Origin of the sequence: Nocardioides baekrokdamisoli (assembly GCF_003945325.1) — a bacterium.
Lineage (GTDB): Bacteria > Actinomycetota > Actinomycetes > Propionibacteriales > Nocardioidaceae > Nocardioides > Nocardioides baekrokdamisoli.
Map to the genome: position 1 here is coordinate 686,579 of NZ_AP019307.1, position 25,224 is coordinate 711,802.

22 protein-coding genes and 1 tRNA gene are annotated in these 25,224 nt (G+C 66.4%); 14 read left to right on the top strand and 9 right to left on the bottom strand.

Annotated elements, in window-relative coordinates; genetic code table 11:
• Positions 1–6: 6 nt before the first annotated feature.
• On the bottom strand, positions 7–1,686 hold the full coding sequence (argS, locus tag KCTC_RS03245; protein WP_125566715.1) for an arginine--tRNA ligase: 1,680 nt from the start codon (positions 1,684–1,686) through the stop codon (positions 7–9).
• 131 nt (positions 1,687–1,817) lie between these two features.
• On the opposite strand from argS, the gene KCTC_RS03250 reads away from it, so the two are divergent.
• From KCTC_RS03250 to KCTC_RS03260, 3 genes are all read left to right on the top strand, one after another.
• Positions 1,818–1,890: transfer RNA gene (locus tag KCTC_RS03250), tRNA-Arg, on the top strand.
• A gap of 181 nt (positions 1,891–2,071) precedes the next feature.
• Entirely contained in the window at positions 2,072–2,944 is an 873-nt protein-coding gene (locus KCTC_RS03255) for a hypothetical protein (RefSeq protein WP_125566717.1), read from the top strand.
• Positions 2,945–3,255: 311 nt separating this feature from the next.
• Positions 3,256–3,777 (top strand): tyrosine-type recombinase/integrase, encoded by a 522-nt coding sequence (locus KCTC_RS03260; protein ID WP_125566719.1) that lies wholly within the window; start codon positions 3,256–3,258, stop codon positions 3,775–3,777.
• A gap of 40 nt (positions 3,778–3,817) precedes the next feature.
• Here the strand turns inward: KCTC_RS03260 and KCTC_RS03265 are convergent, their stop codons facing one another.
• Complete coding sequence (locus KCTC_RS03265; RefSeq protein WP_125566721.1) at positions 3,818–4,390, bottom strand: hypothetical protein; 573 nt, start codon at positions 4,388–4,390, stop codon at positions 3,818–3,820.
• Entirely contained in the window at positions 4,380–5,492 is a 1,113-nt protein-coding gene (locus KCTC_RS03270; protein WP_269461440.1) for a helix-turn-helix domain-containing protein, read from the bottom strand. Before KCTC_RS03270 ends, KCTC_RS03265 begins: the two co-directional genes overlap by 11 nt.
• A 333-nt stretch (positions 5,493–5,825) precedes the next feature.
• Here KCTC_RS03270 and KCTC_RS03275 point away from each other — a divergent pair, with 333 nt between their 5' ends.
• The 3 genes from KCTC_RS03275 (at position 5,826) to KCTC_RS03285 (ending at position 8,938) form a co-directional block, all read left to right on the top strand.
• Positions 5,826–6,869 carry a P63C domain-containing protein gene (locus KCTC_RS03275; RefSeq protein WP_197715238.1) on the top strand — a complete coding sequence of 348 codons (1,044 nt, stop codon included), beginning with the start codon at positions 5,826–5,828 and terminating at the stop codon, positions 6,867–6,869.
• Positions 6,870–6,977: 108 nt separating this feature from the next.
• The gene (locus tag KCTC_RS03280; protein ID WP_164512453.1) at positions 6,978–8,030 is read left to right on the top strand and encodes a DUF4062 domain-containing protein; all 1,053 of its coding nucleotides are present in this window, start codon (positions 6,978–6,980) and stop codon (positions 8,028–8,030) included.
• Positions 8,031–8,263: 233 nt separating this feature from the next.
• Positions 8,264–8,938 (top strand): hypothetical protein, encoded by a 675-nt coding sequence (locus tag KCTC_RS03285; RefSeq protein WP_231998810.1) that lies wholly within the window; start codon positions 8,264–8,266, stop codon positions 8,936–8,938.
• A gap of 18 nt (positions 8,939–8,956) precedes the next feature.
• Here KCTC_RS03285 and KCTC_RS03290 read toward each other — a convergent pair whose 3' ends face one another.
• Positions 8,957–9,394, bottom strand: a complete 438-nt coding sequence (locus tag KCTC_RS03290) for a GNAT family N-acetyltransferase (protein WP_231998811.1) — start codon at positions 9,392–9,394, stop codon at positions 8,957–8,959.
• Positions 9,395–9,461: 67 nt separating this feature from the next.
• Between KCTC_RS03290 and KCTC_RS03295 the strand changes: the two genes are divergently transcribed.
• Entirely contained in the window at positions 9,462–10,199 is a 738-nt protein-coding gene (locus tag KCTC_RS03295; protein ID WP_125566728.1) for a methyltransferase family protein, read from the top strand.
• Positions 10,200–10,201: 2 nt separating this feature from the next.
• On the opposite strand, the gene KCTC_RS03300 is transcribed toward KCTC_RS03295, so the two are convergent.
• The 4 genes from KCTC_RS03300 to KCTC_RS03315 are packed head-to-tail and all read right to left on the bottom strand — an operon-like array spanning position 10,202 to position 14,706.
• Entirely contained in the window at positions 10,202–11,422 is a 1,221-nt protein-coding gene (locus KCTC_RS03300; protein WP_125566730.1) for a glycosyltransferase family 61 protein, read from the bottom strand.
• Complete coding sequence (locus KCTC_RS03305; protein WP_125566732.1) at positions 11,419–12,468, bottom strand: GDP-mannose 4,6-dehydratase; 1,050 nt, start codon at positions 12,466–12,468, stop codon at positions 11,419–11,421. Before KCTC_RS03305 ends, KCTC_RS03300 begins: the two co-directional genes overlap by 4 nt.
• A gap of 56 nt (positions 12,469–12,524) precedes the next feature.
• Positions 12,525–13,616, bottom strand: a complete 1,092-nt coding sequence (gene nemA, locus KCTC_RS03310) for an N-ethylmaleimide reductase (protein WP_125566734.1) — start codon at positions 13,614–13,616, stop codon at positions 12,525–12,527.
• Between the two features lie 28 nt (positions 13,617–13,644).
• The gene (locus KCTC_RS03315; RefSeq protein WP_164512454.1) at positions 13,645–14,706 is read right to left on the bottom strand and encodes a methyltransferase domain-containing protein; all 1,062 of its coding nucleotides are present in this window, start codon (positions 14,704–14,706) and stop codon (positions 13,645–13,647) included.
• Positions 14,707–14,845: 139 nt separating this feature from the next.
• On the opposite strand from KCTC_RS03315, the gene KCTC_RS14615 reads away from it, so the two are divergent.
• Both KCTC_RS14615 and KCTC_RS03325 read left to right on the top strand, forming a co-directional pair.
• On the top strand, positions 14,846–15,277 hold the full coding sequence (locus KCTC_RS14615; RefSeq protein WP_164512455.1) for an SRPBCC family protein: 432 nt from the start codon (positions 14,846–14,848) through the stop codon (positions 15,275–15,277).
• Positions 15,277–15,726: a GNAT family N-acetyltransferase gene (locus tag KCTC_RS03325; protein WP_125566738.1), complete on the top strand. Its 450-nt coding sequence runs from the start codon at positions 15,277–15,279 to the stop codon at positions 15,724–15,726. The genes KCTC_RS14615 and KCTC_RS03325 overlap by 1 nt, the downstream gene beginning before the upstream one ends.
• A 2-nt stretch (positions 15,727–15,728) precedes the next feature.
• Here the strand turns inward: KCTC_RS03325 and KCTC_RS03330 are convergent, their stop codons facing one another.
• Positions 15,729–17,585 carry a cation:proton antiporter domain-containing protein gene (locus KCTC_RS03330; RefSeq protein WP_125566740.1) on the bottom strand — a complete coding sequence of 619 codons (1,857 nt, stop codon included), beginning with the start codon at positions 17,583–17,585 and terminating at the stop codon, positions 15,729–15,731.
• 165 nt (positions 17,586–17,750) lie between these two features.
• On the opposite strand from KCTC_RS03330, the gene KCTC_RS03335 reads away from it, so the two are divergent.
• The 5 genes from KCTC_RS03335 (at position 17,751) to KCTC_RS03350 (ending at position 25,221) form a co-directional block, all read left to right on the top strand.
• Positions 17,751–21,404, top strand: a complete 3,654-nt coding sequence (locus KCTC_RS03335) for a multifunctional oxoglutarate decarboxylase/oxoglutarate dehydrogenase thiamine pyrophosphate-binding subunit/dihydrolipoyllysine-residue succinyltransferase subunit (RefSeq protein WP_231998812.1) — start codon at positions 17,751–17,753, stop codon at positions 21,402–21,404.
• Between the two features lie 73 nt (positions 21,405–21,477).
• A complete protein-coding gene (locus tag KCTC_RS14620) occupies positions 21,478–21,654 on the top strand; it encodes a DUF6104 family protein (protein WP_164512456.1) in 177 nt (58 codons plus the stop codon).
• A gap of 87 nt (positions 21,655–21,741) precedes the next feature.
• The gene (locus KCTC_RS03340; protein ID WP_125566745.1) at positions 21,742–23,376 is read left to right on the top strand and encodes a hypothetical protein; all 1,635 of its coding nucleotides are present in this window, start codon (positions 21,742–21,744) and stop codon (positions 23,374–23,376) included.
• 12 nt (positions 23,377–23,388) lie between these two features.
• Entirely contained in the window at positions 23,389–23,850 is a 462-nt protein-coding gene (locus tag KCTC_RS03345; RefSeq protein ID WP_125566748.1) for a hypothetical protein, read from the top strand.
• Positions 23,851–23,916: 66 nt separating this feature from the next.
• On the top strand, positions 23,917–25,221 hold the full coding sequence (locus KCTC_RS03350; protein WP_125566751.1) for a flavin monoamine oxidase family protein: 1,305 nt from the start codon (positions 23,917–23,919) through the stop codon (positions 25,219–25,221).
• Positions 25,222–25,224: the final 3 nt, after the last annotated feature.

Below are 25,224 nucleotides of genomic sequence, written 5' to 3' on the forward strand. Positions count from 1 at the left end.
ACATGCTCACATACGCTCCGGGGCGCTGACGCCGAGGAGACGCAGGCCGTTGGCCAGAACGATCTGGACGGCGCGAGTCAGGACAAGGCGGGCCTCATTGACCGGCGCGACCGGTTCGTCCCCCTGCGGCAGTAGGCGGCACTCCCTGGTGTCATACCACCGGTTGAAGATCGCCGTCGTCTCCTCGAGGTAACGCGCGACGCGGTGCGGCTCCCGGAACGACGCTGCGGCTTCGACCACGCTCGGGTACTCCGCGAGTGCCCGCAGCAGGTCGCCTTCGCGCTCATGGGAGAGCAGCGACGGGTCGAAGTCCTCAGGCAGCGAGAGGCCCAGGTCGGCCGCGTTGCGCAGCAGTGCACTGGTCCGGGCGTGGCCGTACTGCACGTAGTAGACCGGGTTATCGCTCGCAGCCTTGGTGATCTCGGCGACGTCGAGGGTCAACGGGCTGTCGGCCGGGTAACGCGCGAGTGAGTAACGCAAGGCGTCGACGCCGATCTCGTCGACGAGCTCGTTGAGCGTGACGATCGTGCCGGCACGCTTGGAGAGCTTGAGTTCCTGACCATCGCGAAGAATCTTCACGAGCTGACCGATGAGGACGTCCAGCGTCTGCGCCGGGTCGTCGCCGACGCAGGCCGCCATCGCCTTGAGGCGGTTCACGTACCCGTGGTGGTCGGCGCCGAGCAGGTAGACGCAATTCTCGAAGCCGCGCGCCCGCTTGTTGAGGTAGTACGCGGTGTCGGAGGCGAAGTAGGTCAGCTCACCGTCGGACTTGATCAGGACGCGGTCCTTGTCGTCGCCGAAGTCGGTCGTACGCATCCAGAGCGCACCGCCGTCCTCGTAGACATGCCCGAGATCCTTGAGCCTGGCCAGCGTGTTCGGGACTCCGCCGCTCTCCTGCCCGGTCTCGTGGAGTGACAGCTCGGAGAACCAGACGTCGAAATGAGTGTTGAACAGCTCGAGCTGATCCTGCTGCTCCTTGAGCTGGATCGCGTACCCGACCTTGCGGACAGCCGCGAGACGGTCGTCACCCTCGAGCTGGAAGATGCCGGGATGGGCTGCCTCCACGGCCTTGGCGAGGTCGTCGATGTAGCCGCCGGCGTACCCGTCCTCCGGCTTCGGCAACCCGAGCGCACTGGCGATGATCGAGTTGGCGAAGTGGTTCATCTGGACGCCGCGGTCGTTGATGTAGAACTCGCGAGTGACGTCAGCACCGGCCGCGCTGAGCACCCGTCCGATCGCATCGCCCAGGACCGCCCACCGGGTGTGACCCAGATGAAGCGGACCCGTCGGGTTGGCCGAGATGAACTCGACGTTGATCTTCTTGCCGCCCAGCGCATTCGAGGTGCCGTACGCATCCCCGGCTGCGACGATCGCGGCAGCAACGGCGCCCTGGGCACCTGCGGATACGAAGACGTTGATGAAGCCCGGGCCGGCAACGTCGACCTTGTCGATGCCCTCGAGGGCGCTCAACGCATCGGCGAGCTTGGCGGCGAAGTCGCGGGGGTTCATGCCGGCACCCTTGGCGAGCTGCAGCGCGACATTGGTGGCGTAGTCGCCGTGCTCTCTCTGCTTCGTCCGGTCGACCTTGACCTCGGTCGGGACCCCGTTCGAGAGCACGATCTCACCGCGATCGACCAGCCCCCGCAGAGCGTCGGCGATCGTGGCGGAGAGTTGCTCGGGAGTCACCGTGGAATGTTATCGGTGCCCCGGACGCCTCTCCCACCCAATAGATGCCGATGGGACGGGTGGGATTGGTCTCGCTCGAAGGCGTGGGGGTAGGGTCTGGGCTTGCTGTCGGACTCCGGTCCGACGGTGTTGCCTCCGTAGCTCAGGGGATAGAGCGTCGGTTTCCGGTACCGCAGGCCGCAGGTTCGAATCCTGCCGGGGGCACTCTTCTGACCAGCGCAATCAGGTCAGAACGGTTCAAATTCGGGGTTCTGTGGCCATTAGCCCAAGCGTGAGCCCATCCGCAGGTCTAGTTTGAAGGACCGGCCAGTCAGATGCACTCAGTGCCCGAAACGCGCACCTTTTTCCTCCTCGATCGCCCAGGACCGGACGCCTTTAGCGTCACTTGGGAGGACCTGATCCGGGATACATCGCCCATCTCCTCGGCCACGGAGCCACTCCCCGCACCGCCGCCTCGTGGGACCGTCATGCCCGCCACCTGGGACGTGAGATCGGACGGCCGCCGGCGCTCGTCACGGCGGATAACCTCCTCGCCCACCTGAACCGGCTTCACCTGACCCGGGCATCCCGGAAGCCGATGCTCCGCAACTTGTCGGGACTGTTCTCCTGGGCGCACGGCACCGGCCGCCTGGCCGAGAACCCTGCAGCTGCACTCCCCACTCCGGGGCGACTCAGGCCACAGCAGAAACCGGATGCACTCCCCTCCGTCGATGCCGTCGGCTACGCACACGTGATGTGGCCTGAGCTGCTGGAGGGCTTCGCAGCGGCGCTCCTCGCGCGCGAGGCAACCACCTACACCTCCGCCGTCTACACGGGGAACGCTCGGCGCCTGGCTCGCGAGATCGGCAAGACTCCCGCACTCGTCACCACTGAGGAGCTCATCGTCTATCTGAACCGTCCGGAGTGGGCCATCGCCACACGACGATCGCAGCGCAAGAGCATGTCGGTGTCCTTCTCCTGGGCTCATGCGGCGGGGCACCTGTCAGCGAACGTCGCAGCAGGCCTTCCGACCGTCCGAACGCTCGCAGGACTCCCAGATGAAGCGGAGTTCACGCTGAGAGACGAGGCATGCCGGGCAATCGAGGCCAGTCCTGTGCACCCGGCGCGAGCGTGGGCGCTGACGTCGGGCGGGAAGTGCCGCCGTCTGGCACGGTTCCTCGGAGTGTGCTGCTCGAGTGGCAGAGTGCCGGATGCCCCCCTGCGCTCGGCGGCAACGCACAAGGCCCGGAGCCGAGCTGCTCGAGGCGTACTTGGGTGACGGCGAGGCTTTCGGGCTCGGCTCCTCCACGCTGCGGACGAATCGGCACCGCGTACTCGCGCTCGTGCGCCGCGCCGCGGCCATCTCCCCAACTGAGGTCACACGGCGCGACATCATCGACTACCTGGCTGCGCACCCCGACTGGGCGCCCGAAACCCGTCGAGGCAACCGCAGTGCGCTGTCTGCGTTCTTCCGCTGGGCGTTCGAGGAAGGGCGCATCGAGGTGAATCCGGCAACGCGGCTCCCCCGTGTACGAGTCCCCGGAGGAGCGCCGTTTCCGGCCCCCGAGCCGGTAATTCGCGACGCAATCAATGGCGCCCGCGGACGTGCGTCTGATGATCCTGATCGGCGCGCTCGCAGGTCTCCGCCGCAACGAGATCGCCCGGTTCCACACCGACTGCGTGACCGAGTATGGGCTCAGAATTGAGGGGAACGGGGACCGCGTACGCATGATCCCGTTGCACCCTGCCCTCGCCTGTGAGATCGACGCATATCGAACTGAACGGGCGCTGACAGCGGGCTATTTCTTCACGCCTTCGGTCTCGAGCCGCCCACACAGCACCAGCCATGTCGGAAAACTAATCGGCCAACGGATGTCTCCAGGGATAACGCCCCACAAGCTGCGTCATCGCTTCGCCTCGAAGTCCCACGCCGGGACCTACAACCCCCGTGCCGTCCAGGAGCTGCTGGGCCACTCCTCTCCTGCGACCACGGCCCGGTACGTTGCCACTCCTGAGGAGTCCCTGGTCGCCGCCGTCGACGCCGTTCCCGGAATCGAGGGCCCAGAGCCGATCTACCACGCCCGCCTCAGCGTGGTTCGCAGCCGAGGCTAGTGTTTCAGAACATCGTGACGGCCTGACACCTCGCTGGCCGTCAAGGTCTCGGTAGATAGCCCTGCTCATAGGCCCACGCGAAGAGGCTCTGGCCCGATGCGATCGGCAAGTACATACCAGTTGCAATGAGGTCGTCGATGACCTGCTCAGCGCGGGTGCGGTCGTAGTCGAAGATCGTCGCGTACGCCTCGACCACGAGCCAGAGAGTGTCATGGCTCTGAACGTTGCGAGCAGTTGCCTGCACGATCGCACGACGCTCGTCCAACAACGCAACGAGACCGCGGTGCTGGGCGCAGGCAATGACCGCACACTCTCCGAGATGTTCGGTCGGCCCACCGCCCAAGGACGCCTTGACCGACAGTTGGAGTTCCACTTCACGCTCCGAGAGAGTCGCGACCCTGGTCCACGAGTTCGAACCTGGCATGATGACGTTCTGGTGGAGTATCTGGGCGGCTCGAATCTCGACATCAACATCATCGGGAACCAACAAGACGCCCCCGGGTGCCAGGCTTTCAAGAATCTGGATGTGGCCGGCGCGTGAGAGGTGGGTGTAGACGCTTGTGTCAGTTACCCATTGGGCGGCGTCCAGCACCTGCCTCTTCCTAGCCGCCATGCCCCATGAACGCTTGGCGCAGATCCTCTAGCGATCTCGCCTCAATCTGCGGCAACTGCGACGCATCCAACCGGCCGCGCAGGAGTCCAAGGACTCGCGCCTCAGTGAGCTTCTCCTCGGTGTACCCGGTCAAGCAGGCAGCCATGAACCCCGGTGAGAGATATGGCGCCTCCAACTCCTCGACCCAGGACAAGCCGAGGCGCAAGTAATCTCCCGCGCGAGGTTCTCTAAGTTTCAAATCGTCATGCTGCGCATGGCTAATCAACGCCAGATTCATCAACTGCCCGACGGTGGCGGACCAACTGAGCTGGAACTCAACACCAACCGCGAGCGCGCGGTCTCGTATCGGCGAGTTGGAATTTTCAGACCAAACCTTTTGCACTCCAGCCCGCGGCGCCAGAAAATGAACCGCGAACGAACTAATCATCCGCTCGCTGTCGCGAGAGGCTCCGTGGTCGTACGCGTCGCCAAAGAGCCAGTGCCCGAGCTCGTGAGCAAGCGTCATCCTACGGCGGCCTGAGCCGGCATCTCCGTTGATGACAGCGGCGCCCACCGTGCCGGAGTCGTCGGCCACCTCGATACAAGCACCGTCGGGCCCAGACTCGCCGAGCGCCGCTGCAAACGTGTACAGCCCCGCGGTCTCACAAACCCGACCAAGATTGAGGACCGGGCTTTGGGAATCCAGTCCCAGCCGCCGCCGGAAGGAGGTCGCCGCATCCTCAGCAGCCCGGTGGGAGCGAGGAACTCGGGCACGCGCGTCACGCTCGGCTCCAGAGAGTAGCCCCAATCGAACGAGCGCCCGTACGTCGAGCGCAAACTGATCTATCTCAATATCAAGGACGCGAGTGGAAGCGTGCGCGAGCGACGGAGCCGACCGGCGACTCACGGCCGCAGGAACCGGCGTCTCAACGAAATAAGACAGAGGCCGGCCGAGCACTTGGGCGATCTGCACGAGTTCTGGAACCTTGAGGTTGCGATCCCCCTTCTCAAGAAGCACGATCGCCGTACGCTCCAAGCCAACGGCCCGCGCAACGCTGTCCTGCGTCATGCCTGCCGCGTCGCGGGCCTCTGCAAGACGTTTCCCAATCGAAACCCTGTCCACATGTGCGATAATCGCACACAAGTTCGCGGCTTCCAATGGCCGGTCCAGTCTAGGGGACGTGCGACATTCAGACTGGCGCGACTAGGCGGGGCATCTGGTGCCGTCGCAGGCCCAGGGTTTCCGGAAACCGCCACCGCACAGTACCGACCGAACTTCCGCCTGGCGTGGTCAATGCGGTCGGTTCGTCTTCGACCCCCGCACTTGAACGCCGGAACGGGATTTCACTGCGTACGACACGAGCCCGTAGTGCAAGCACAGGCGTCCGTATGCTTGCACTAGCCGAGGTATAGTGGGTTTCGGCAAGCAGAATCGAGTGGATGCTTAGGGGTTACCGTGACGTACGACAACGACGATATGACCGGGTCGATGGGCGGAAAGGCCCGCGCCGCCGCTCTCACTAGGGAGCAGCGCTCGGAGATCGCGAAGAAGGCTGCGGCGAGTCGCTGGATGGCGGTGCCTGAAGCGGTCTGCGGATCCGCCGATACCCCACTGATGATCGGGGACACGGCCATCGAGTGCTACGTACTTGAGGACGGCACTCGGGTCATCATGCAGAGCAGCTTCCTCCACGCATTTGGCCGCGCCCGCACCGTCCGTCGAACCGACGACACAATCCCGCCGATGATGCAAGGACAGGCCCTTCGTCCCTTCATCACGGATGAGGTGATCGCCCGAAGCAAGCCGATCCCGTTCGAGGTGAACGGCCGCCGTGCCGTGGGCTACAACGCGGAAGCGCTGCCTGATGTTTGCGAGGCGTTCTTGGCAGCCCGAGCTGCCGGCGTTCTGCCCACGAACCAGAGGCCGATCGCCATCCAAGCTGAGTTGCTCATGCGGGGTCTCGCGCGGGTTGGAATCATCGCGCTCGTCGACGAAGCCACCGGGTACCAGGACGTACGGACGAAGGACGCGCTCGCAAAGATCCTCGAGGAGTTCGTTGCTCGCGAACTCCAGCCCTACCTCACCACATTTCCTCCGGAGTTCTACCGAGAAATGTTCCGCCTCCGTGACCTTCCCTACTCAGTCGAGAGTGCTCGACGACCGCAGTATTTCGGGCATCTGACTAACGACATCATTTACAAGCGGATCGCCCCGGGCGTTCTCGAAGAGCTCAAGAACGTTCAAGACAAGGACGGCTCTGGCAACCCCAAGCACAAACTCTTCCAACGCTTGACCCAAAACATCGGATACCCAAAGCTGCGTGAGCATCTCGGCTCGGTGGTCACGCTGATGCGGCTCTCGTCCGATTGGGACGACTTCAAGGCAAAGCTCGACACCATCCACCCAGTCATCGACGGCCAGGAGATGCTGCCCATCTCAGTGCAGGTCCAGCCCAAGCCGAAGAACGAGCCGGCCTGGCAGACGCCGGACTCGAACTGACAACCATTCGCTTGACGGACACAGCCGCGTACCAGCGCGAACTCATCGCGGGACTGTCTAACCTCTTGTCCCGTGACCTCGTCCCCATCGCCCGAAAGGCGTTACCAAGTGTTCGTCAGTTCGACCTATCTCGATCTTGTCGAAGAGCGGCGAGCGGTCATCCAGGCGCTCCTGGAGCTCGACTGCATTCCAGCAGGCATGGAGATGTTCCCAGCGGCCAGCGAAGACCAATGGACGCTTATCCGCGAGGTGATCGACGTCAGCGACTTCTACCTGGTGATCGTCGGCGGCCGCTACGGGTCCGTGACGTCTGAAGGTCTGAGCTACACCGAGAAGGAATACGACTACGCCGTAGAAATCGGTCTCCCCGTGCTTGGCTTCGTCCACGGCGATCCAGGCGAGATCCCAGCGAACCGGACGGAACTCGACCCCGAAGCTCGCGAGAAGCTCGACGCGTTCCGCAGCAAGGTGATGAAGCGGATGGTTAAGGACTACCGGTCAGCCGACGAACTTGCCTCGGTGGTCTCTCGGGGGCTAGTTCGGGCCATCAAGCAATACGACCGGCCAGGCTGGGTCCGTGGCGACCACGCGATGACCGACGCCGTCCGCGCGGAGATCGCGGAATTGCGTGCCGCCCTCGCCGTCGCCGAGAAGGAGCAGACCGAAGCCGCCACAAAGCGCGGCCGAACCGAACTCGATACATCCTTCGCGCACGGGCCGGACAACGTCACGCTCGCCTTCGAGGCAAAGTTCCACGAGTACTACGAGTACAAGACCGAGCGCGTTGAGCTTACGTTCACCTGGGACGAGATCCTTAACCTGCTCGGCCCCCACATGCTCGACGAAGCATCGGAGCCCACACTCCAAGCGCTGCTTGGCAGAGAGGCCAAGCAAGTCCTTCTCGACAGGCCGGAGGGTGATTGGAACGACGTATCGGGGCTCAGCGTGGACCCGACCGGCGACGCGTGGGGACACGTCCTCGTCCAGCTCCGCGCCCTTGGCATCCTCCAGGCCGGACAGAAGAAGCGCACGGTCTCCGATCGAGCCGTGTACTGGGCGCTGACGCCCGCCGGCGACGACTACCTCGTTCGCTTGAAGGCCACAAAGCGGGACGGCGAGACGGGACGAGCCACCGGGGCCACCTCGATGGATTCCCGCTAACCGAATCACAAAAGACGTCGGCGCCGGGTCGCCAAGCGCGACACGTCGCGCCTGTGGTGTGGCACCTCGAGCGAGATATCTCCGCAGGTCGGAGTACGTCAGAATCCTGTCGGGGACAGGCCCGTACACAACTAATTTGAATCCTGCCGGGGGCACAGAATGAGTGGATCTCCGCTCACACCGGGTGTGACACCATGCCGTACGAGAACGTGTTCTTATTCGGTGGGGGTTTCATGCTGACCAAGGTGATGTTCGCGCTGCACGGCGCTGAGCGCGCGGACGGGCTCTTCAGCCCGGACTTCCGACAACAACTCCACCGCGTCGGCGTCTCCCGACTGCAGGTGAACATCGATGATGCCGCCGTCGCCCCCGCGCTGAGATTCGGTCCCGGGGAGCCGATCGCCGCCGTCGTCTCGATCTGGACGACCGGAACGGCCGAGGACGCCGTGCGTGTGGTCACGAGCGCGACGAGCGATCCGAACCTGCATGCGTACCGCGTCAGTGAACGAGTCCGCCTCGATCTGGCAGCGGTCGACGACGGGGTCCGGCATCCGGTGCTGGCGCAGGTCGCGCTCCTCCGGCGCCCGGCGACGATGTCCCAGGACGAGTACCGGGCGTGCTGGATGGGGACGCACACCGCGATCGCCATCCGCACCCAGAACACCTCGGCGTACGTCCAGAACATCGTCGAGGAGTCGCTCACCCCGGGCGCGCCGGTGCTGTCCGCCATCGTCGAGGAACACTTCCCGATGGAGGCGATGGCCGATCCGCATCAGTTCTACGGAAGCCGCGGCGATGACGCCGAGCTCGGCCGCCGGATCGGCGAACTGATGACGAGCGTTGCCGCGTTCGGCGCCGACCGGGACCTCGACCTCGTGCCGACCAGCGCGTACGGCTGGGATCTGTAGACCCCAGCCTGGTCTCTGTCAGGGAATGACGTCGCGGCGATCGATGTCCATCCACCGCTCAGGGTGGGCGAGCGGAGCAAAGCCGGCCTTCAGGTAGACGCCGTGGGCGTCGAGGGTGGCGAGAGCCAGTCTCGGTACGCCGGCCGCGGCGAGCGCCCGTACGCCCTCCTCGATCATCCAGACACCGATCCCCCGACCGCGTACATGCGGGCCGACCCAGACGTCACAGATCCAGCCGAACGTCGCGAAGTCGGTCACGGCCCGGTAGAACGCGACCTGGACGCCCTCGGAGTCGTACACGCCGTAGGCCACCGAGTGCTCGATTGATCGCTCGATGGTCTCCCGACTCCGGGTGGGCGCCCAGTAGGACTCACCGAGCCAGGCGACGATCCGGTCCAGATCCAGCCGTGTCCGGTCATCCGACATCACGAAACCGTCTGCGCGTTCGATCTCCACGACCTCATTGTGGCCGGGTCCGCCGCACCTCTTGCCAGCAAACGCACGAGGGGAAGAGAGTCAGCGCATGACCGAAGCCCGACCCGTCCCCGCGTACGCCCGCTTCTTCCAGGGGTTCATTCTGGGGAAGCTGGTCTACGAGATGCCGGGTGGGCCGCGGCTGATGAAGTTCGCGACGGTCATCAACTTCCAGAAGGCGTTGATGTTCCCGTACCTGCTGGGACTGATGTGGCTGTACCGCCACCACAGTTCCGCGCACACCACGGCGGCGTGGATCTACGTCGGCCTGCACGGCACGTACGGACTGGTCTGGTACCTGAAGGACAAGACGTTCCCCGATCCCGGCTGGCAGCAACGGATCACCATCGTCGGCGCGATCGACTCGATCATCGGCGTGCTGGGCTGGTACTGGTTGTTCGGTTGGCTGCTCATCTCCGGCCACGGCGGGACGTACCCCATCAATGAGAAGCCGTGGTTCGCCATCGCGATCACGCTGAGCACCCTCGGAATGGCGATCATGATCGCGGCCGATGCGCAGAAGTACTACACGCTGCGGGTCCAGCGAGGCCTGATCACCGACGGCATGTTCCGGTACGTCCGTCACCCCAACTACACCGGCGAGATGATGATCTACCTCGGCTTCGCCCTGCTGGTGTGGCAGTGGATCCCGTTCGCGGTGCTCGCCTGGGTGTGGTTCGGACTGTTCACCGCCAACATGATGGCCAAGGAGGCCAGCATGAGCCGCTACCCCGAGTGGGCGGCATACAAGAAGCGGACGACCTGGGTCATCCCCTTCATCCTCTGACGTCAGTCCGCCAGCAGGCGATCGACGGCGGCAATGATGCGCTCCGCCGACAGGTCGACATCGGCCTGGATCTTGTTCATCGGCGAGGTGGGACCGAACCGCTCGGCGCCGTCGGCGATGAGGTACTCGTACCGGATGCCACCGATCGCCTCGGTGATCGACCAGAAGGCGGCGTTCACGTACCCCGGGTGGAACAACTCGAGCACCCGTGTGCCGGGCTGGATCCACAGGAGGTTCGTCAGCGCAGCCCCGTGCGGTCCGACGATGACCTCGGCGCCGGCGAAGACGTCGATCTGCTCCTGCGGGGACAGCTTCTCCGGCGCGATGCAGACGAAGCCACGCTGCTCCAGCATCGGCAGCAGTCGCTCCTCCTCCACCACGCGGCGAGTACGCGGTGCCGTGCCACGTGTGACATAGATCCGACGCGGGCGGTCGTTCAGGTCCTTCGCCGGGAGCCGGCTGCGCAGCCACGCCACGGTCGCCGACGGTGCCACCTCGTTCGTGTTCGTCAGGCTCGGCGCGATCAGTCGGGTGGCGCGTACCGCACTCTCGCCGGAGGCGGGCAGTACCTTGAGCTCTCCGAGTCCCGCCATCTCCAGCAGGGTGCGCTGCCAGCCCGCGTGGACCGGCGCGTAGATCGCGTCCGCCTTCATTCCGGCCATCGCGTCCTCGAAGACGCCCAAACGAGGCAGGACATCGGTCAGGAAGTGGTAGAAATTGCGCCCACCGCCCCGGGCCGCGATCGACACCACAGTGCCGTCGAAGTCCTCGATCTCCGGCAATTGGCGCTGGAGGTAGACCGGGTGTTCCTTCCACCCCGCCAACCCGAAGTATTCGCTGGTCCCGTAGTCGAGCACGCCGCCGGGCGTGATGTTCGTGCCGTCCGGCCCGGTGGTGATCCCACCGGCGATCTCCAGACAGTACGGAGCCGGAACCTCGTACTGCGCGCGACGGGCGAAGACCCAGTGCTCAGCGGGAAGTCCCGTCGGGAGCGTGCGATTGATGTGCTCGGCCCCCACCCCGATCCCGGGGTGCAGCGTCACGGTTTCGGGCTCGAGAGCCGCCGTCTCGGCGGAGAACCTGGTGCCCTGCAGAGGGAGTGCGCGGTCTCCGTACGCGGAGCGGGTGCGCCGCGCCACAGAGCCCGACGTACGCGCCGCGAACCGGTGCGCGCGCTTGGCGACTGGCCAGAGCGGCTGCAACTGCGAAGGAAGGCGGGTCATCGCGCGCCTGCGTCGGCCAGGAACGCCAACGACTCCTCGACACCCGACTCCAGTCGCTGCAGATCGACGTTGACCAGCTGGGCGACCAGTTCCTCGAAACTGGTGGTGGTCGACCACCCCAGCCGCTGCTGCGCTCGTGAGGGATCGCCACGCAGCCAACGGGCCTGGGTGGTGCTCCACATGGTGTGGTCCATCCGGACGTGGTCCAGGGCGTCGTCCCGTCCGACGGCTGCGAAGGCAGCGTTGAGCAGGTCACGAACCGTGTGCGTGGTGCCAGTCGCGACCACGTAGTCGTCGGCGATGTCGTGGGCCAGCATCAGCCGGGCGGCGCGTACATAATCAACTGCCGCTCCCCAGTCACGGTGAACGTCCATGTCGCCGAGGGTGACGGTCTCGTGCTCGCCGCGGGCAGCCAGCGCCGCAACGCGGGCGATCCGGCCGGCGATGAACTTCTGGCCGCGGAACGGGCTCTCGTGGTTGAACATGATGCCGTTGCAGGCGAACAGGCCGTAGTGCTCGCGGTAGCAGACCACCAGTTGGTGCGCGGCGCTCTTCGCGGCGGCGTACGGAGTACGCGGCTGGTGCGGCGTCGACTCGTCCAGACGTCCTTCGGTGCGGTCTCCGTAGACCTCAGCGGTCGAGGCCTGGAACAGCCTCACCTCGATCCCCGTCACGTCGCGGAAGCGGACCATCGCCTCCAGCATCCCGGCCACGGCGGCGGCGTTGCTCGAGAAGACCCGCTCGGGGTCCCCCCAGCTGGCACGCACCGCACTGAAGGCAGCCAGGTTGTAGACCTCCGCCGGGCGGTGCCGGTGCAGGAGATGGGCGAATCCGGCGACATCGGCCACATCGTGGCTGACGATCTCGACACCCTCGAGGTAGGGAGCCATCCGGGCGAGCCCCGGCGTACCGGGCCGTGCGGTTCCGATGACGGTACGCCCCTCGTCGACCAGGGCACGGGCCAGCAGCATCCCGTCCTGGCCGGTGACTCCGGTGATCAGTACCGGGCCTGGTGCGTCCTGAGTCTCGACCTGGGGCTCATGCATGCATGGATCGTATCTACGTAGTACGGACGGCGACCGGTGGGGCGTAGGTGTTGCACCTAGTCCGTGTACGCCGGGTAGTCGGTGTAACCGCGGTGGTCTCCTCCGTAGAAGGTCGACGGATCGTGCTCGTTGAGGGCCAGACCTTCCTCGAGTCGTCGCGGAAGATCGGGATTGGCGATGAAGTCCCGACCGAAGGCGGCCGCGTCGATCAGACCGGCCGTGAGCAACCGCTCCGCCTTCTCCGGCGTGTACGCGCCCGCGCCGATGATGACTCCGGGGAACGCAGCGCGCAGCTGTACGCGGTACTCATCCGTCAACTGAGGGCCGCCGGCCCAATCGGGCTCCGACAGGTGCAGGAACGCGATCCCCCGCTTGCCGAACTCGGACGCGAGATGGAGTCCCATCTCAGCCCCATCCGGGTCCTCGACACCGTTGAAGGAGCCGATCGGCGAGATCCTGATGCCGATCCGATCGGGCGACCAGGCCTCGATGGCGGCGTCCAGCGCCTCCAGGGTGAGGCGGGCGCGGTTCTCGATCGAGCCGCCGTAGGCATCCGTACGCACGTTGCTGTCGGACGCCGAGAACTGGTGCAGCAGGTAGCCGTGGGCGCCATGCAGTTCGGCGTAGTCGAACCCAGCTTTGCGTGCGTTCGCCGAGGCTCGGCGGTACTGGTCCACCACGCCCGGGATCTCGTCGAGTTCGAGAGCGCGCGGGACCGGGCAGTCCACCCGCACCGGTCGCCCGTCGGCGCCGCGTACGGTCGTCCGGTTCCGGTACGGCAGCGCCGAGGCGCTCACCGGGAGCTCGCCATCGTGGAATGACTCGTGCGAAACCCTGCCGGTGTGCCACAGCTGGGCTGCGATCCGGCCGCCCTCGGCATGCACCGAGTCGGTCACCCGGCGCCAGGCCGCGACCTGGTCGTCACTGTGGATGCCGGGCGTGTCCATGTAGCCGCGGCCCTGCTCGGAGATCTGGGTGCCCTCGGACACGATCAGACCCGCGGTCGCCCGCTGCCGGTAGTACTCCTGGATCAGGTCGTTGGCCAGATCACCGGGCTGCGACGCGCGCATCCGGGTCAACGGCGCCATCACGACGCGGTGGGGCCAGGTCAGGGGGCCGACGGTGAGCGGCTCAAAAAGTGAAGGCACGCCGCTAGTAACTCACGGAGGCGGCCGTTCAATTCCCGGCGGGCGGAGCTCCGGTCTCCCAGGTGGGGACGTCGAGCGTACGAAGCTCCTCGTCGGCCAGCGTCACCAACTCTTCGCGTGACATCTGGATGCCCTTGCCCGTCGGGCTGAGGTTGAGGAAGAACTCATGGCCCTGGGTCGGAGCCCACGACTCCTCCCAGAGGTCGATGTACCCCAGCGTGGCGAGGTCGTGCACGAGCAGGCGCAGATGGTGCGGCGTGAACACCCAGTTGTGCATGTCGATGTATCCGGCCTGCTGCTCAGCGCGCTTGAGGTTGGCCTTGACCTGGTCGATGCCGTTGACCCAGGTGTAGTCGCCACGGTGACCCGGCGCCCACGAGGTCGTGCCGCGGTGCTTGACCGCGTTGAGGGTGAACTCCGCCATCGTGCCGGGCGTGTGGAACGTCGGGGCGTTCGCGGCGGTGTCGATCACGCGGGCCAGCGTCGTACGCCCGCGGAAGCGGTCGAAGGTGAAACGGCAGTCGGGCACGACCAGCGCGATCCGACCATCTGCCGCGAGCAGCCGCGCGCACTCGTTGAGGAAGTGCACGAGCGACAGCGAATGCTCGATCACGTGCGAGGCGAGCACGATGTCGAAACGCTCCGGGATGAGGTCGGCCATTTCCGAGCCGGCCTCGAGGACGTAGTCGACCTCCTCAATGTCGTTCGGGTCGTACGGGTGGTTCTTGTATTTCTCGACCAGACCCTGACGGTCCAGGTAGTCCGTGTTCCTGGTGTTGAACCCGTCCTTCTTGGCGCAGGTCGGATTGTGTGCCGGTCCGATCTCAAGGATGGAGCTGTCCCGAGGGCGATCCATGAGCGCCACGGTCTGGCGCAGCGCTGTCCGTTCCTCCCGAGGCAGCGTGCCCGGCCGTTCCGAGATGGCGGTGGGGCGTGCCGCGACGACCTTCTCGACGACCTTGAAGACCGGCTTCTCCAGGATGCGGTCTGCCAGCTCCGGTTGGTCCAGCACCGCACGCTTGATGCGACCCAATCGACGGCGGGTCTCCGGCGGCAGGCTGTCCTTCAGACGGTCTGCATACCTCGACATCGTTCCTCCTGGCATCCGGCGTTGCGCTCCGAACCGCGCCCGCGCGATCACCCTACAAGCGCACGCGACAGCCGTGGCGCGTCCGCAACGGCCGCGTGCCGAGGCGGACTGCGGCGAAGGCGCCGCTAGCCTTCTGCGCATGCCTTCGTTCACGTTGTCGGCCCACGCGCCGACGGACGTCACCACGACCTTCGACTATGTCGCCGACTCCTCGAACACGCCCCAGTGGTTCTACGGGATCAAGAAGTTCGAACCGATGACCGAGCTCACCCGCGGCCTCGGCGCGACGTTCGAAACTGAGGTACACATGGGCGCGACGCTCAAGAGCACGGTGGAGTGCACGGAGTACGTCGAGAACGAGATCTTCACGATCGAGTCGATCAAGGGCATCCAGAACAAGTCGCGCTGGACCTTCGCCCCCAGCGCCGACGGTGGCACCGAGATCGACGTCGAGTTCTCGTACCACCTGGGCAGCGGCATCGCTGGCGCAGCACTGAGCCGTCTGGTCGAGCCGTTCGTGGCGATCACCGTCAAGCACACCACCAACTCGTTGGTCGCCCAGCTGAGCTGATGATCAGACTCGCCGCCATCGAGGACGCGTCCACGGTCGCGGCGCTGCTGGACGCCTTCAATCGCGAGTTCGACACGCCGACTCCGGGGCCGGCGGTCCTGGCCGTACGGCTGACGCACCTGCTGGCGGCGCCCACGACGTACGCGGTCCTCGCCGAGGATCCTGCGGTCGGCGTCGCCCTGGTGACGATCCGGACGAACGTGTGGGCCGACGGTGCGGTGGCTCTGCTGGACGAGTTGTACGTCGTCCCCGGGCAACGCAACGGCGGGCTCGGCAGCGCCCTGTTGGCGGTGGTCGAGCAAACTGCCCGCGACCGCGGCTGCGACTGGCTGGAGATCAACGTCGACGGCGAGGACACCGATGCCCGCCGCTTCTACGAACGCCACGGATACAGCCACCACGACGAGGGCCAGACCGAGCCGCAGCTCTACTACTCCCGCGATCTGTGAAATCAGTCACTCATGCGGTGGAGGTAGCACCACCGCCAGTGCTCACCGGCCTCAGCCGACTGTGCGACGACATGCCCGGTTGCTCGGAAATGGGCAGCCGCGTGTGCTCCGACCGATGAGTCACTGCAGCCGACATGACCACAGGTGAGGCATCGTCGGAGAGCCACCCAGGTATGTCCGAGCGGACCGCACTCGTCGCACGCGTCCGCGCTGGCGTCCGGCAAAGGTGCGACCCGCTCGAGGTCGACACAGGAGGCCCGTGTCGCGCCCTGCACCATCCGCGCGCGGGCCCGGTCTGAGGTGTCGAGCGCTGCCTCCTCGACGTCGAGCATGGCCAGGACGTCGGCGACGACCGGGGCAGGCACGCGTCCCGATCGGCGTACGTCCAGCACCTGCCGTCGCTCCGCGTGGATCATCGAACGGCGCAGCCGACTCATCGTCTCCGGCGGCGATTCGGTCTCCTGGGGAGCACCGAGTCGCGCCCAGGCGGCTCGCGTACGCGCCTCGAGGCCGTCCAGGAGTTCGGCCCGGACGCCGTAGCGATCGTCGAACTCCTCGGCATCCAGAGCCGCCTCGCCGGCGTCGGCGGCCCTCTGCAGCAGTCGGGCACGAGCCAGGGCGTCCGCGGCCGGGTCGGGCGCGGGCACCTTGAGCCGGCGCGCGACCCAGGGCAACGTCGCACCCTGGAGAAGGAGCGTCCCGGCCACGACGGCGAAGGCGATCGTGACGAGGACGGCGCGGAGCGGATCACCGTCCTCGATCGGCGGCAACAGGAAGGCGGCCGCCAGTGTGACCACGCCGCGCATACCTGCCCACGCGAGGACGAACGTCGAGGTCCAGGGCGGCTTGCGCCCGGTGCTCGGATCGATGCCGGGTCGCGAGATCGCGTACCGCACCACCACGACCCAGATCAGACGCAGGATGATGACCGTCGCCAGCGTCGCCAGGCAGACGATCGCGATGGCGGAGTCCGACATCTTTGAGGAGTGCGCCTCGTCGAGGATCGTCCGGGCCTGCAGTCCGATGAGCAGGAAGACGACGTTCTCGAGGACGTGCGCGATCGTGCGCCAGTTGAGTCGGTCGGCGATCCGGGCCTGCGCCGTCTGCAGCCGCGGGGCCAGGTGCCCGAGCAGCAGACCCACGACCACGACGGCGATGACCCCCGAGGCATGGATCTGCTCTGCACCCAGGTAGGCCGCGAACGGGATGATCAGTGACACCGCCGCATCGGTGACGTAGTCACGAACCAGGCGGCGGATACGCGAGACGATGACGAACGCGAGGAAACCGACGACAGCTCCCCCGCCGGCGGCGAGTACGAAGTCCAGCCCGACCCGCCAGGCGCTGACTGCCTCGCCGGCGGCCACACCGAGGGCCGTGCGTACGAGCACGAGCGCCGTGGCGTCGTTGAGGAGCGACTCCCCCTCCAGGATCGTGGTGATCCGTCGCGGCAGACCGATCCGGCGCCCGACGGCGGTGGCCGCAATGGCATCTGGCGGTGCCACCACGGCTCCGATGGCGAACGCAAGCGGCCAGGACAGCCCGGCGACCAGGGCGTGGGTCACCACCGCGACCCCGGCCGCGGTGAAGGCCACCAACCCGACCGAGAGGAAGAGGATCGGGCGCTTGTTGGCTGCGAAGTCGACCAGCGATGTCTGGAACGCCGCGGCGTACAACAGCGGCGGCAACAGCCCGAGGAGCACCACATGCGCGGAGAGATGGATCGGTGGAAGCGCGTACGACCCGGCAACCCCGACGACGATCAGGACGAACGGGGCCGGGACGTCGAGCCGCTCCGCCAGGATCATGCAGGCGAGCACAGCCGTGGCGATGGCAATCAGGAGCATCGCGACGGACATGGGCACATTGTCGCCGGTCAGACCTGAGGAAACATGGGCGTAACCGTGTATCTCACGCTCCGGTGTGAATCGCGGGTCGCTGCCCAAAATCCCTGGCGGGTGACTAATCTGGACCGTCGGCGGGACATCCCTGCCAGAGGCAATCGGAAGAGGCGAATAGAAGCCGTGTCACAAGACACCACTCCCGGCATCCCCGCAGACTTCGGAGCCAACGAATGGCTCGTCGAGGAGATGTACAACCAGTACAGCAAGAACCCCTCGAGCGTGGACTCCGCCTGGGTCGCGTATTTCCAGAAGAACGGTTCGCCGGCCAGCCCCGCTCCGGTCGCCCCGGCCGTCCCCATCGCCTCGGCCCCGGCGGCCAGCGTCGCACCTGCGCCGATGGCGCCTGCCCCCGCCGCGGCCCCCACGACCTCGCTCAACACCGCCGGCGGCCCGATCGCCCGCGACGTTCCGAAGCCTGCTCCGTCCGCCGCTGACGACGCGCCGACCTACACGGTCCTCAAGGGCGCACCGGCGCGTACGGCGCTCAACATGGACGAGTCGCTGACCGTCCCGACCGCCACCTCGGTGCGTACGGTCCCGGTCAAGCTGCTGTGGGACAACCGCACGGTCATCAACAACCACCTCGCGCGCGCTCGAGGCGGCAAGGTCAGTTTCACCCACATCATCGGCTACGCGATCGTCCAGGCGGTCAAGGCGATGCCGAGCATGAACGTGGGCTTCGAGGTCGTCGACGGCAAGCCGAACCTGATCACGCCAGCCCACATCAACTTCGGTCTCGCGATCGACCTGCCGAAGCCCGATGGCAGCCGCGCCCTCGTCGTGGCCGGCGTCAAGGGTGCCGAGTCGATGGACTTCGCCGCCTTCTGGTCCGGCTACGAGGACATCGTCAAGCGCGCCCGTGACAACAAGCTCACGGTCGCGGACTTCCAGGGCATCTCGATCTCGTTGACGAACCCCGGCGGCATCGGCACCGTGCACTCAGTCCCGCGCCTGATGAAGGGCCAGGGCTGCATCGTCGGTGTCGGCTCGATGGAATACCCGGCCGAGTGGCAGGGCGCCAGCGCCGACGTCATCGCCCGCAACGGCGTCAGCAAGGTCATGACCCTGACCTCGACGTACGACCACCGCGTCATCCAGGGCGCTGGCTCTGGCGAGTTCCTCAAGCGCGTTCACGAGCTGCTGCTCGGCAAGGACGGCTTCTACGACGACATCTTCCGGTCGCTGCGGATCCCGTACAAGCCGATCCAGTGGGCGCAGGACGTCTCGACCTCCCACGACGACCAGATCGGCAAGCAGGCCCGGATCCTCGAGTTGATCCACGCCTTCCGGGTACGCGGTCACCTGATGGCCGACACGGACCCGCTCGAGTACGTGCAGCGCACCCACCCGGACCTCGAGGTGGAGACGCACGGCCTGACCCTGTGGGACCTGGAGCGCGAGTTCCCGACGGGTTCGTTCGGTCGCGCCGACCGTCCTTTCATGAAGCTGCGCGACATCCTCGGCATCCTGCGCAACTCGTACTGCCGCACCACCGGCATCGAGTACATGCACATCCAGGACCCGGCCGAGCGCGCTTGGCTGCAGGAGCGGATCGAGCAGCCGTTCGCCGCGGTCCCGCGCGATGAGCAACTGCGGATCCTGTCGAAGCTCAACGAGGCCGAGGCCTTCGAGACCTTCCTGCAGACCAAGTTCGTCGGCCAGAAGCGCTTCTCCCTCGAGGGCGGCGAGACCACCATCCCGGTCGTCGACGAGATCGCCGAGGCGGCCGCGCAGGCCGGTCTGGACGAGGTCGCGATCGGCATGGCTCACCGCGGCCGCCTGAACGTGCTCGCCAACATCATCGGCAAGTCGTACGCGCAGATCTTCCGCGAGTTCGAGGGCAACATCGACCCGCGGACCGTCCAGGGCTCCGGCGACGTCAAGTATCACCTCGGCGCCGAAGGCGTCTTCAAGGCCGGAACCGGCGAGGAGATCAAGGTCTCGGTCGCCGCGAACCCGTCACACCTGGAGACCGTCGACCCGGTCCTGGAGGGCATCGCCCGCGCCAAGCAGGACGTTCTGGACAAGGGCCAGGAGTACCCGGTGCTGCCGGTCCTGCTCCACGGTGATGCAGCGTTCGCCGGTCAGGGCGTCGTCATGGAGACCCTGCAGCTGGCTGGTCTGCGCGGCTACCGCACCGGCGGCACCATCCACGTGATCGTCAACAACCAGGTCGGCTTCACCACCGCCCCGGCGAACTCGCGCACCTCGACGTACGCCACCGACGTGGCCCGTACGACGCAGGCACCGATCTTCCACGTGAACGGTGACGACCCGGAGGCGTGCGTACGCGCTGCTCGCCTCGCGTTCGACTTCCGTCAGGCGTTCCACAAGGACGTCGTCATCGACATCATCTGCTACCGCCGCCGCGGTCACAACGAGGGTGACGACCCGTCGTACACCCAGCCGCTGATGTATGACCTGATCGAGCAGAAGCGTTCGGTCCGCAAGCTCTACACCGAGGCGCTGATCGGTCGTGGTGACATCACCTTGGCCGAGGCCGAGGAGGCCCTCGCCGACTACCAGCGTCGCCTCGAGTCGGTGTTCACGGCGGTACGCGACGCCGACGCGAAGCCGGACCAGTGGACGACCGTCCCCGACTACCCGGAGAAGCGCGACTACGCCGCGACCACGGCGGTCACTGCGGAGGTCCTCAAGCGGATCGCCGACGCGTACGTCTCCCCGCCGGAGGGCTTCACCGTCCACCCGAAGGTCATGCCGCAGTTGCAGCGTCGCGCCACCTCGATCACCGACGGCGGCATCGACTGGGGCACCGGCGAGATCCTCGCGCTGGGCTCGTTGCTGATGGAGGGCCGCCCGGTCCGCCTTGCGGGCCAGGACTCGCGTCGCGGCACGTTCGTGTCCCGGTTCGCGACCATGATCGACAGGGTCAACGCGAACGAGTGGACCCCGCTCACCCAACTCAGCGAGGACCAGGCGAAGTTCTTCGTCTACGACTCACTGCTCAGCGAGTACGCCGCGCTCGGCTTCGAGTACGGCTACTCGGTCGCCCGACCCGACGCGCTGGTCCTCTGGGAGGCCCAGTTCGGCGACTTCGTCAACGGCGCTCAGAGCGTCATCGACGAGTACGTCTCCGCAGGCAAGACGAAGTGGGGCCAGGACTCGGGTGTCGTCCTCCTGCTGCCGCACGGCTATGAGGGTCAGGGTGCCGACCACTCCTCGGCCCGCATCGAGCGGTTCCTGACGCTGTGCGCCGATGAGGCCATGGTGGTGGCTCAGCCGTCCACCCCGGCTTCATACTTCCACTTGCTGCGCCAGCACGCACTCGGCGGCAAGCACCGTCCGCTGATCGTCTTCACGCCGAAGTCGATGCTCAAGCGCAAGGAAGCGGCCTCGCAGCCGGCCGACTTCACCTCGGGCACGTTCCGACCGGTGATCGGCGACGACACCGTCAACGCTGCTGCAGTCAAGACGGTCCTGCTGGTGTCGGGTCGTCTGACTTGGGACCTCGTTGTGGACCGCCAGAAGCGCGAGCGCGACGACGTGGCGATCGTCCGCGTCGAGCAGCTCTACCCGTGGCCAGTCGAGGAGCTCAAGGCCGAGCTCGCGAAGTACCCGAACGCGACCGTCAAGTGGGTCCAGGACGAGCCGTACAACCAGGGCCCGTGGCCGTCGTACTACCTCAATGTGGTGCCGCAGCTCGGTCGCCCGGTCGAGCCGGTGACGCGCCCGTCGTCGTCGACCACGGCGGTCGGCACGCTCAAGCGTCACCAGGCCGAGGCCAAGGAACTGCTGGACAAAGCCTTCAGCTGATCTAGTCGCAAAGGGCCCTCTCGCTGCGCTGCCTCAGGCGCGTACGAGGGGGCCCTTTCCGCAAGGAGAACCCATGTACTTCACCGACCGTGGCATCGAAGAGTTGATCAACCGCCGGGGCGACGAGGAGGTCAGCCTCGCCTGGCTGGCCGAGCAGTTGCAGGCGTTCGTCGACTCCTACCCGGACTTCGAGACGGCGATCGAGCGCTTCGCGACCTGGCTCGCCCGGCTCGACGACCCGGAGGACTGAGTGGGCCTGTCCGAGGCCGTGAGGCTTCGCGCGTCGCGCTCAGCACCTGCCCGCCGGATACAGGGCCGATGGGTGAACCCCGGCTGCATGGCTCTACTGGCCCTGCTGACCGTCGCCGTGTACGCCGGCCCGGCCCTCTCGGCCTTCAACAGTCTCCGCCTGGGCACGCCGGGAGACTCGACGGAGTTTCAGTACTTCCTCGGCTGGAACGTGCATGCGCTCGCGCATTTCCAGAACCCGTTCTTCACGCATTCCGTCTTCGCGCCCGACGGACTCCATCTGGCCACCGTGGCATCGATCCCGAGCGTGTCCATACTCGTCGCACCGGTGACGCTGCTGATCGGCAGCACCGCGGCGTACAACACCGCACTCCTCCTGGGGATCGCAAGTTCGGCGGCTGCGATGTACCTCCTGGCCCGCGAAATGTTCTCCAACGCAGTCGCCGCGTTGCTGGTCGGCGCACTCATGGTGGTGTCGCCGTACGAGGCGGAGCATGGACTCGGCCACTTGAATCTGGTCTGGATCGGCGGCTTGCCCTTCGTCGCGTACCTCACGGTGCGCCTCTTCAAGGGAACCGTGAGCAGGCGCTGGTACGTCCTCGGCACCGCCGTCGCGGTCGCCTTCACGATCGGCGCGTCGACCGAACTCTTCGTGACGGGATCATTGTTCGGCGCGATCGCACTACTGATCGCGCACCTACTCAGTTCAGATGCCGACAGGGTTGCGCTCCGCGCGTGCCTCCTGCCGCTGGCCCTCGGAGTCCTCGTGGGCCTGCTCCTCGCGAGCCCGGCGATCTGGGCAGCACTGACCACTGGCCTGCCGTCCGAAGGACTCAACGGTCCGGGAGCGTTCTCCTCGGACCTGACCAACCTCGTCCTGCCAGCCGGTGCTGCACCCGGGAGTTCCTACGTCGCATCCATCAGTCGCCTCTGGATCGGCAACCAAGCCGAGAACACGGCGTACCTGCCGGTCACGTTGCTGGCGTTGGTCGTGATCGCGGTCGTGTGCGCGCGTGGTCATCGCGTGGCCAGGGGCATTCTGATCTTCATCGGGACCGCGGTCATCCTCAGTTTCGGACCATCCCTGACCATTGCCGGCCACCGGGTCCTCGTCTGGCCCGGCATCATCCTGGCAGCCCTTCCGGTCACGCGTTTCGCCCTCCCCGGACGATTCTCGGCCTACGTGTTCATGGGCGCGGTGCTCCTTGTCGCGTACGCCTGGTCCAGCGGCAGGATCCGCCGGGCCTGGGTACTCGGCCTCAGCGTCGGTACGTTCGTACTCCTGTACCCCTCGTTCGGCGGACTCGGGGTGCCGGTCGACACGCGTCCAGCCGCCTACGTCTCCAGCGGCCAACTGGCGCGGGAGCACGGTGGCGAGAGCATCCTCGTTCTGCCCCCCGGACAGTACGGGCCGGGGCTGATCTGGGAGACGGACACCAATTTCGCGTTCCGGATGCCCACAGGCCCCTGCTGCGGAGCGACGTTCCCTCCCCAGTATCGCGATCCGACGGCAGCAGCTCTGTACAGCCTGCCGCATGGATTCGACTGGGCGAGAGCGCTTCCGCCGTACCTGACGCGGGTCGGGGTCACCACTGTCCTGGTCGATCCGTCAGCCCATGACTGGCTGCAGATCATGCGGCGCGCGTTCCCCGGCAAGGGCCGCGTGGTTGGTGGGGTATGGGTCTTCGACCTGACGTCGGCGCCGGGTCGACCACTCTCGTGAGAGGGTCGGCCCGTGGCGATCTATCCCTACCCTGTACCCGACGTCGCCGAGTCGCTCGCTCTGAAACCCGGGTTCTGGCGCCAGCACCTGATTCAGGGCGGCGTGCCGCTGGAGCGCGAAGGGCGCGAGTTCCGCGTACGCCTCGTCAACGGCGACACCACGCCCGCCCGGTTCCAACGCGTCCTGCTCGGCTTCGATATCCCTAACCTCGTCGTCAACGGTCAGACCTATGCGTACGCGCCCCGACTGCCGGTCGCTGTCGCCATCTGGTGCTTCCTCCCGATCGCGCTGGTGACGCTCGGCGGATTCATCCCTGCGGTCATCGGACTGCTGGCCGCGATCGGCAATCTGCGGCTCATGCGCACCAATGCCCCGGTCTCCGCGAGGGCGCTGGCGAGCCTCGGACTCACGCTCGCCGCCACAACGATCGTGTTGCTGATCGGGAGTCTGCTGAACCACCTAGTGCATCGCTAGGTCCTTGCGTCAACCGGTGGGCTCGCCTACGGTTTGAATGTTGTTCAAGTGCTACCGGAGGCGACATTGGACGGGATCGACACGATCGTGATCGGCGCCGGGATCGCCGGTCTGACCGCCGCGCGCCAGTTGCAACGTGCAGGTCAGCGGGTGGTCGTCCTCGAGGCTCGGGACCGGATCGGCGGACGCCTGCACACGCTGTGCACCGACGGCCTCGCCACGGACCTGGGTGCATCCTGGATTCACGGGATCGCCGACAACCCGCTGTTCGACCTCGTCGAGTCGTTTGGCCTGGCGACCAGGGAGTTCACCGTCGGGAGTTTTCAGCCGGATGGTCGACCGATCGCCTACTTCGATCCGAACGGACAGCGGCTGAGCAACGCGGCCTGCGCCGCTTTCGTGCAGGACGTACGCACTGTGGATGCACAGCTGGCGATCGAGATCGCGGCCTCAGCGCCGTCAACGTCGTACGAGGACGTCGTCGAACGAAGCCTGGCCCGCATGCAGTGGGACGAGGACCGCCGGGAGCGAGTCCGTGAATTTCTCCGGCACCGGACCGAGGAACAGTACGGAGTCTGGATCGGCGACCTTGACGCCCACGGTCTGGACGACGACCAGGTCGACGGGGACGAGGTCGTCTTCCCAGACGGGTACGACGCCGTGGCGACCGCGCTCGCCAGCGGGCTGGACATCCGGCTCGGCACGGTGGTCACTGAAGTCGCCTGGGCAGCCGAGGGCGTACGCGTCACCGCAGACGAGACCTTGGTGGCAACCCGAGCCGTCGTCACGGTTCCGGTCGGGGTGCTCCAGTCAGGGGACCTGACCTTCGTCCCTCCATTGCCCGCCACCGCGTCCGCGGCACTTGTCGGACTGCGGATGAACGCGTTCGAGAAGGTGTTCCTCACCTTCCCCGAGCGCTTCTGGGACGAGGGTCTGTACGCGTTCCGGCGCCAAGGCGAGTCCGGAGCCTGGTGGCACTCCTGGTACGACGTCACCTCTCGGGACGGCAGCCCGACGCTCCTGACATTCGCCGCCGGCCCCGCGGCTCGGGCGATCCGCGGCTGGGATGACGCCCGGGTCGCGGGCTCGGTGATGACCACCCTCCACGAGACCCATCCCGATGCGCCCGCGCCGACGAAGGTCCAGGTGACGCACTGGCAGGACGATCCGTACGCCCGCGGCTCCTACGCGTACATGACCGTCGGCTCCCGGTGCGAGGATCACGACCTGCTGGCCACCCCGATCGGCGGAGTGCTGCATCTCGCGGGAGAGGCGACGTGGTCCGAGGACCCGGCGACGGTCACCGCCGCGTACCGGTCCGGCCATCGCGCCGCCGAGCACATCCTCGGCCGGACACTTCCGTTCACCTGAGCC

What these genes read in the sequence shown, in the direction of transcription:
- KCTC_RS03300 (WP_125566730.1), bottom strand. Translation starts at nt 11,422, where the DNA reads ATGACCCGCCTTCCTTCGCAGTTGCAGCCGCTCTGGCCAGTCGCCAAG.
- KCTC_RS14615 (WP_164512455.1), top strand. Translation starts at nt 14,846, where the DNA reads ATGCCTTCGTTCACGTTGTCGGCCCACGCGCCGACGGACGTCACCACG.
- KCTC_RS03330 (WP_125566740.1), bottom strand. Translation starts at nt 17,585, where the DNA reads ATGTCCGTCGCGATGCTCCTGATTGCCATCGCCACGGCTGTGCTCGCC.
- KCTC_RS03340 (WP_125566745.1), top strand. Translation starts at nt 21,742, where the DNA reads ATGGCTCTACTGGCCCTGCTGACCGTCGCCGTGTACGCCGGCCCGGCC.
- KCTC_RS14620 (WP_164512456.1), top strand. Translation starts at nt 21,478, where the DNA reads ATGTACTTCACCGACCGTGGCATCGAAGAGTTGATCAACCGCCGGGGC.
- KCTC_RS03305 (WP_125566732.1), bottom strand. Translation starts at nt 12,468, where the DNA reads ATGCATGAGCCCCAGGTCGAGACTCAGGACGCACCAGGCCCGGTACTG.
- KCTC_RS03265 (WP_125566721.1), bottom strand. Translation starts at nt 4,390, where the DNA reads ATGGCGGCTAGGAAGAGGCAGGTGCTGGACGCCGCCCAATGGGTAACT.
- KCTC_RS03285 (WP_231998810.1), top strand. Translation starts at nt 8,264, where the DNA reads ATGCTGACCAAGGTGATGTTCGCGCTGCACGGCGCTGAGCGCGCGGAC.
- KCTC_RS03295 (WP_125566728.1), top strand. Translation starts at nt 9,462, where the DNA reads ATGACCGAAGCCCGACCCGTCCCCGCGTACGCCCGCTTCTTCCAGGGG.
- KCTC_RS03315 (WP_164512454.1), bottom strand. Translation starts at nt 14,706, where the DNA reads ATGTCGAGGTATGCAGACCGTCTGAAGGACAGCCTGCCGCCGGAGACC.
- KCTC_RS03260 (WP_125566719.1), top strand. Translation starts at nt 3,256, where the DNA reads ATGGCGCCCGCGGACGTGCGTCTGATGATCCTGATCGGCGCGCTCGCA.
- KCTC_RS03325 (WP_125566738.1), top strand. Translation starts at nt 15,277, where the DNA reads ATGATCAGACTCGCCGCCATCGAGGACGCGTCCACGGTCGCGGCGCTG.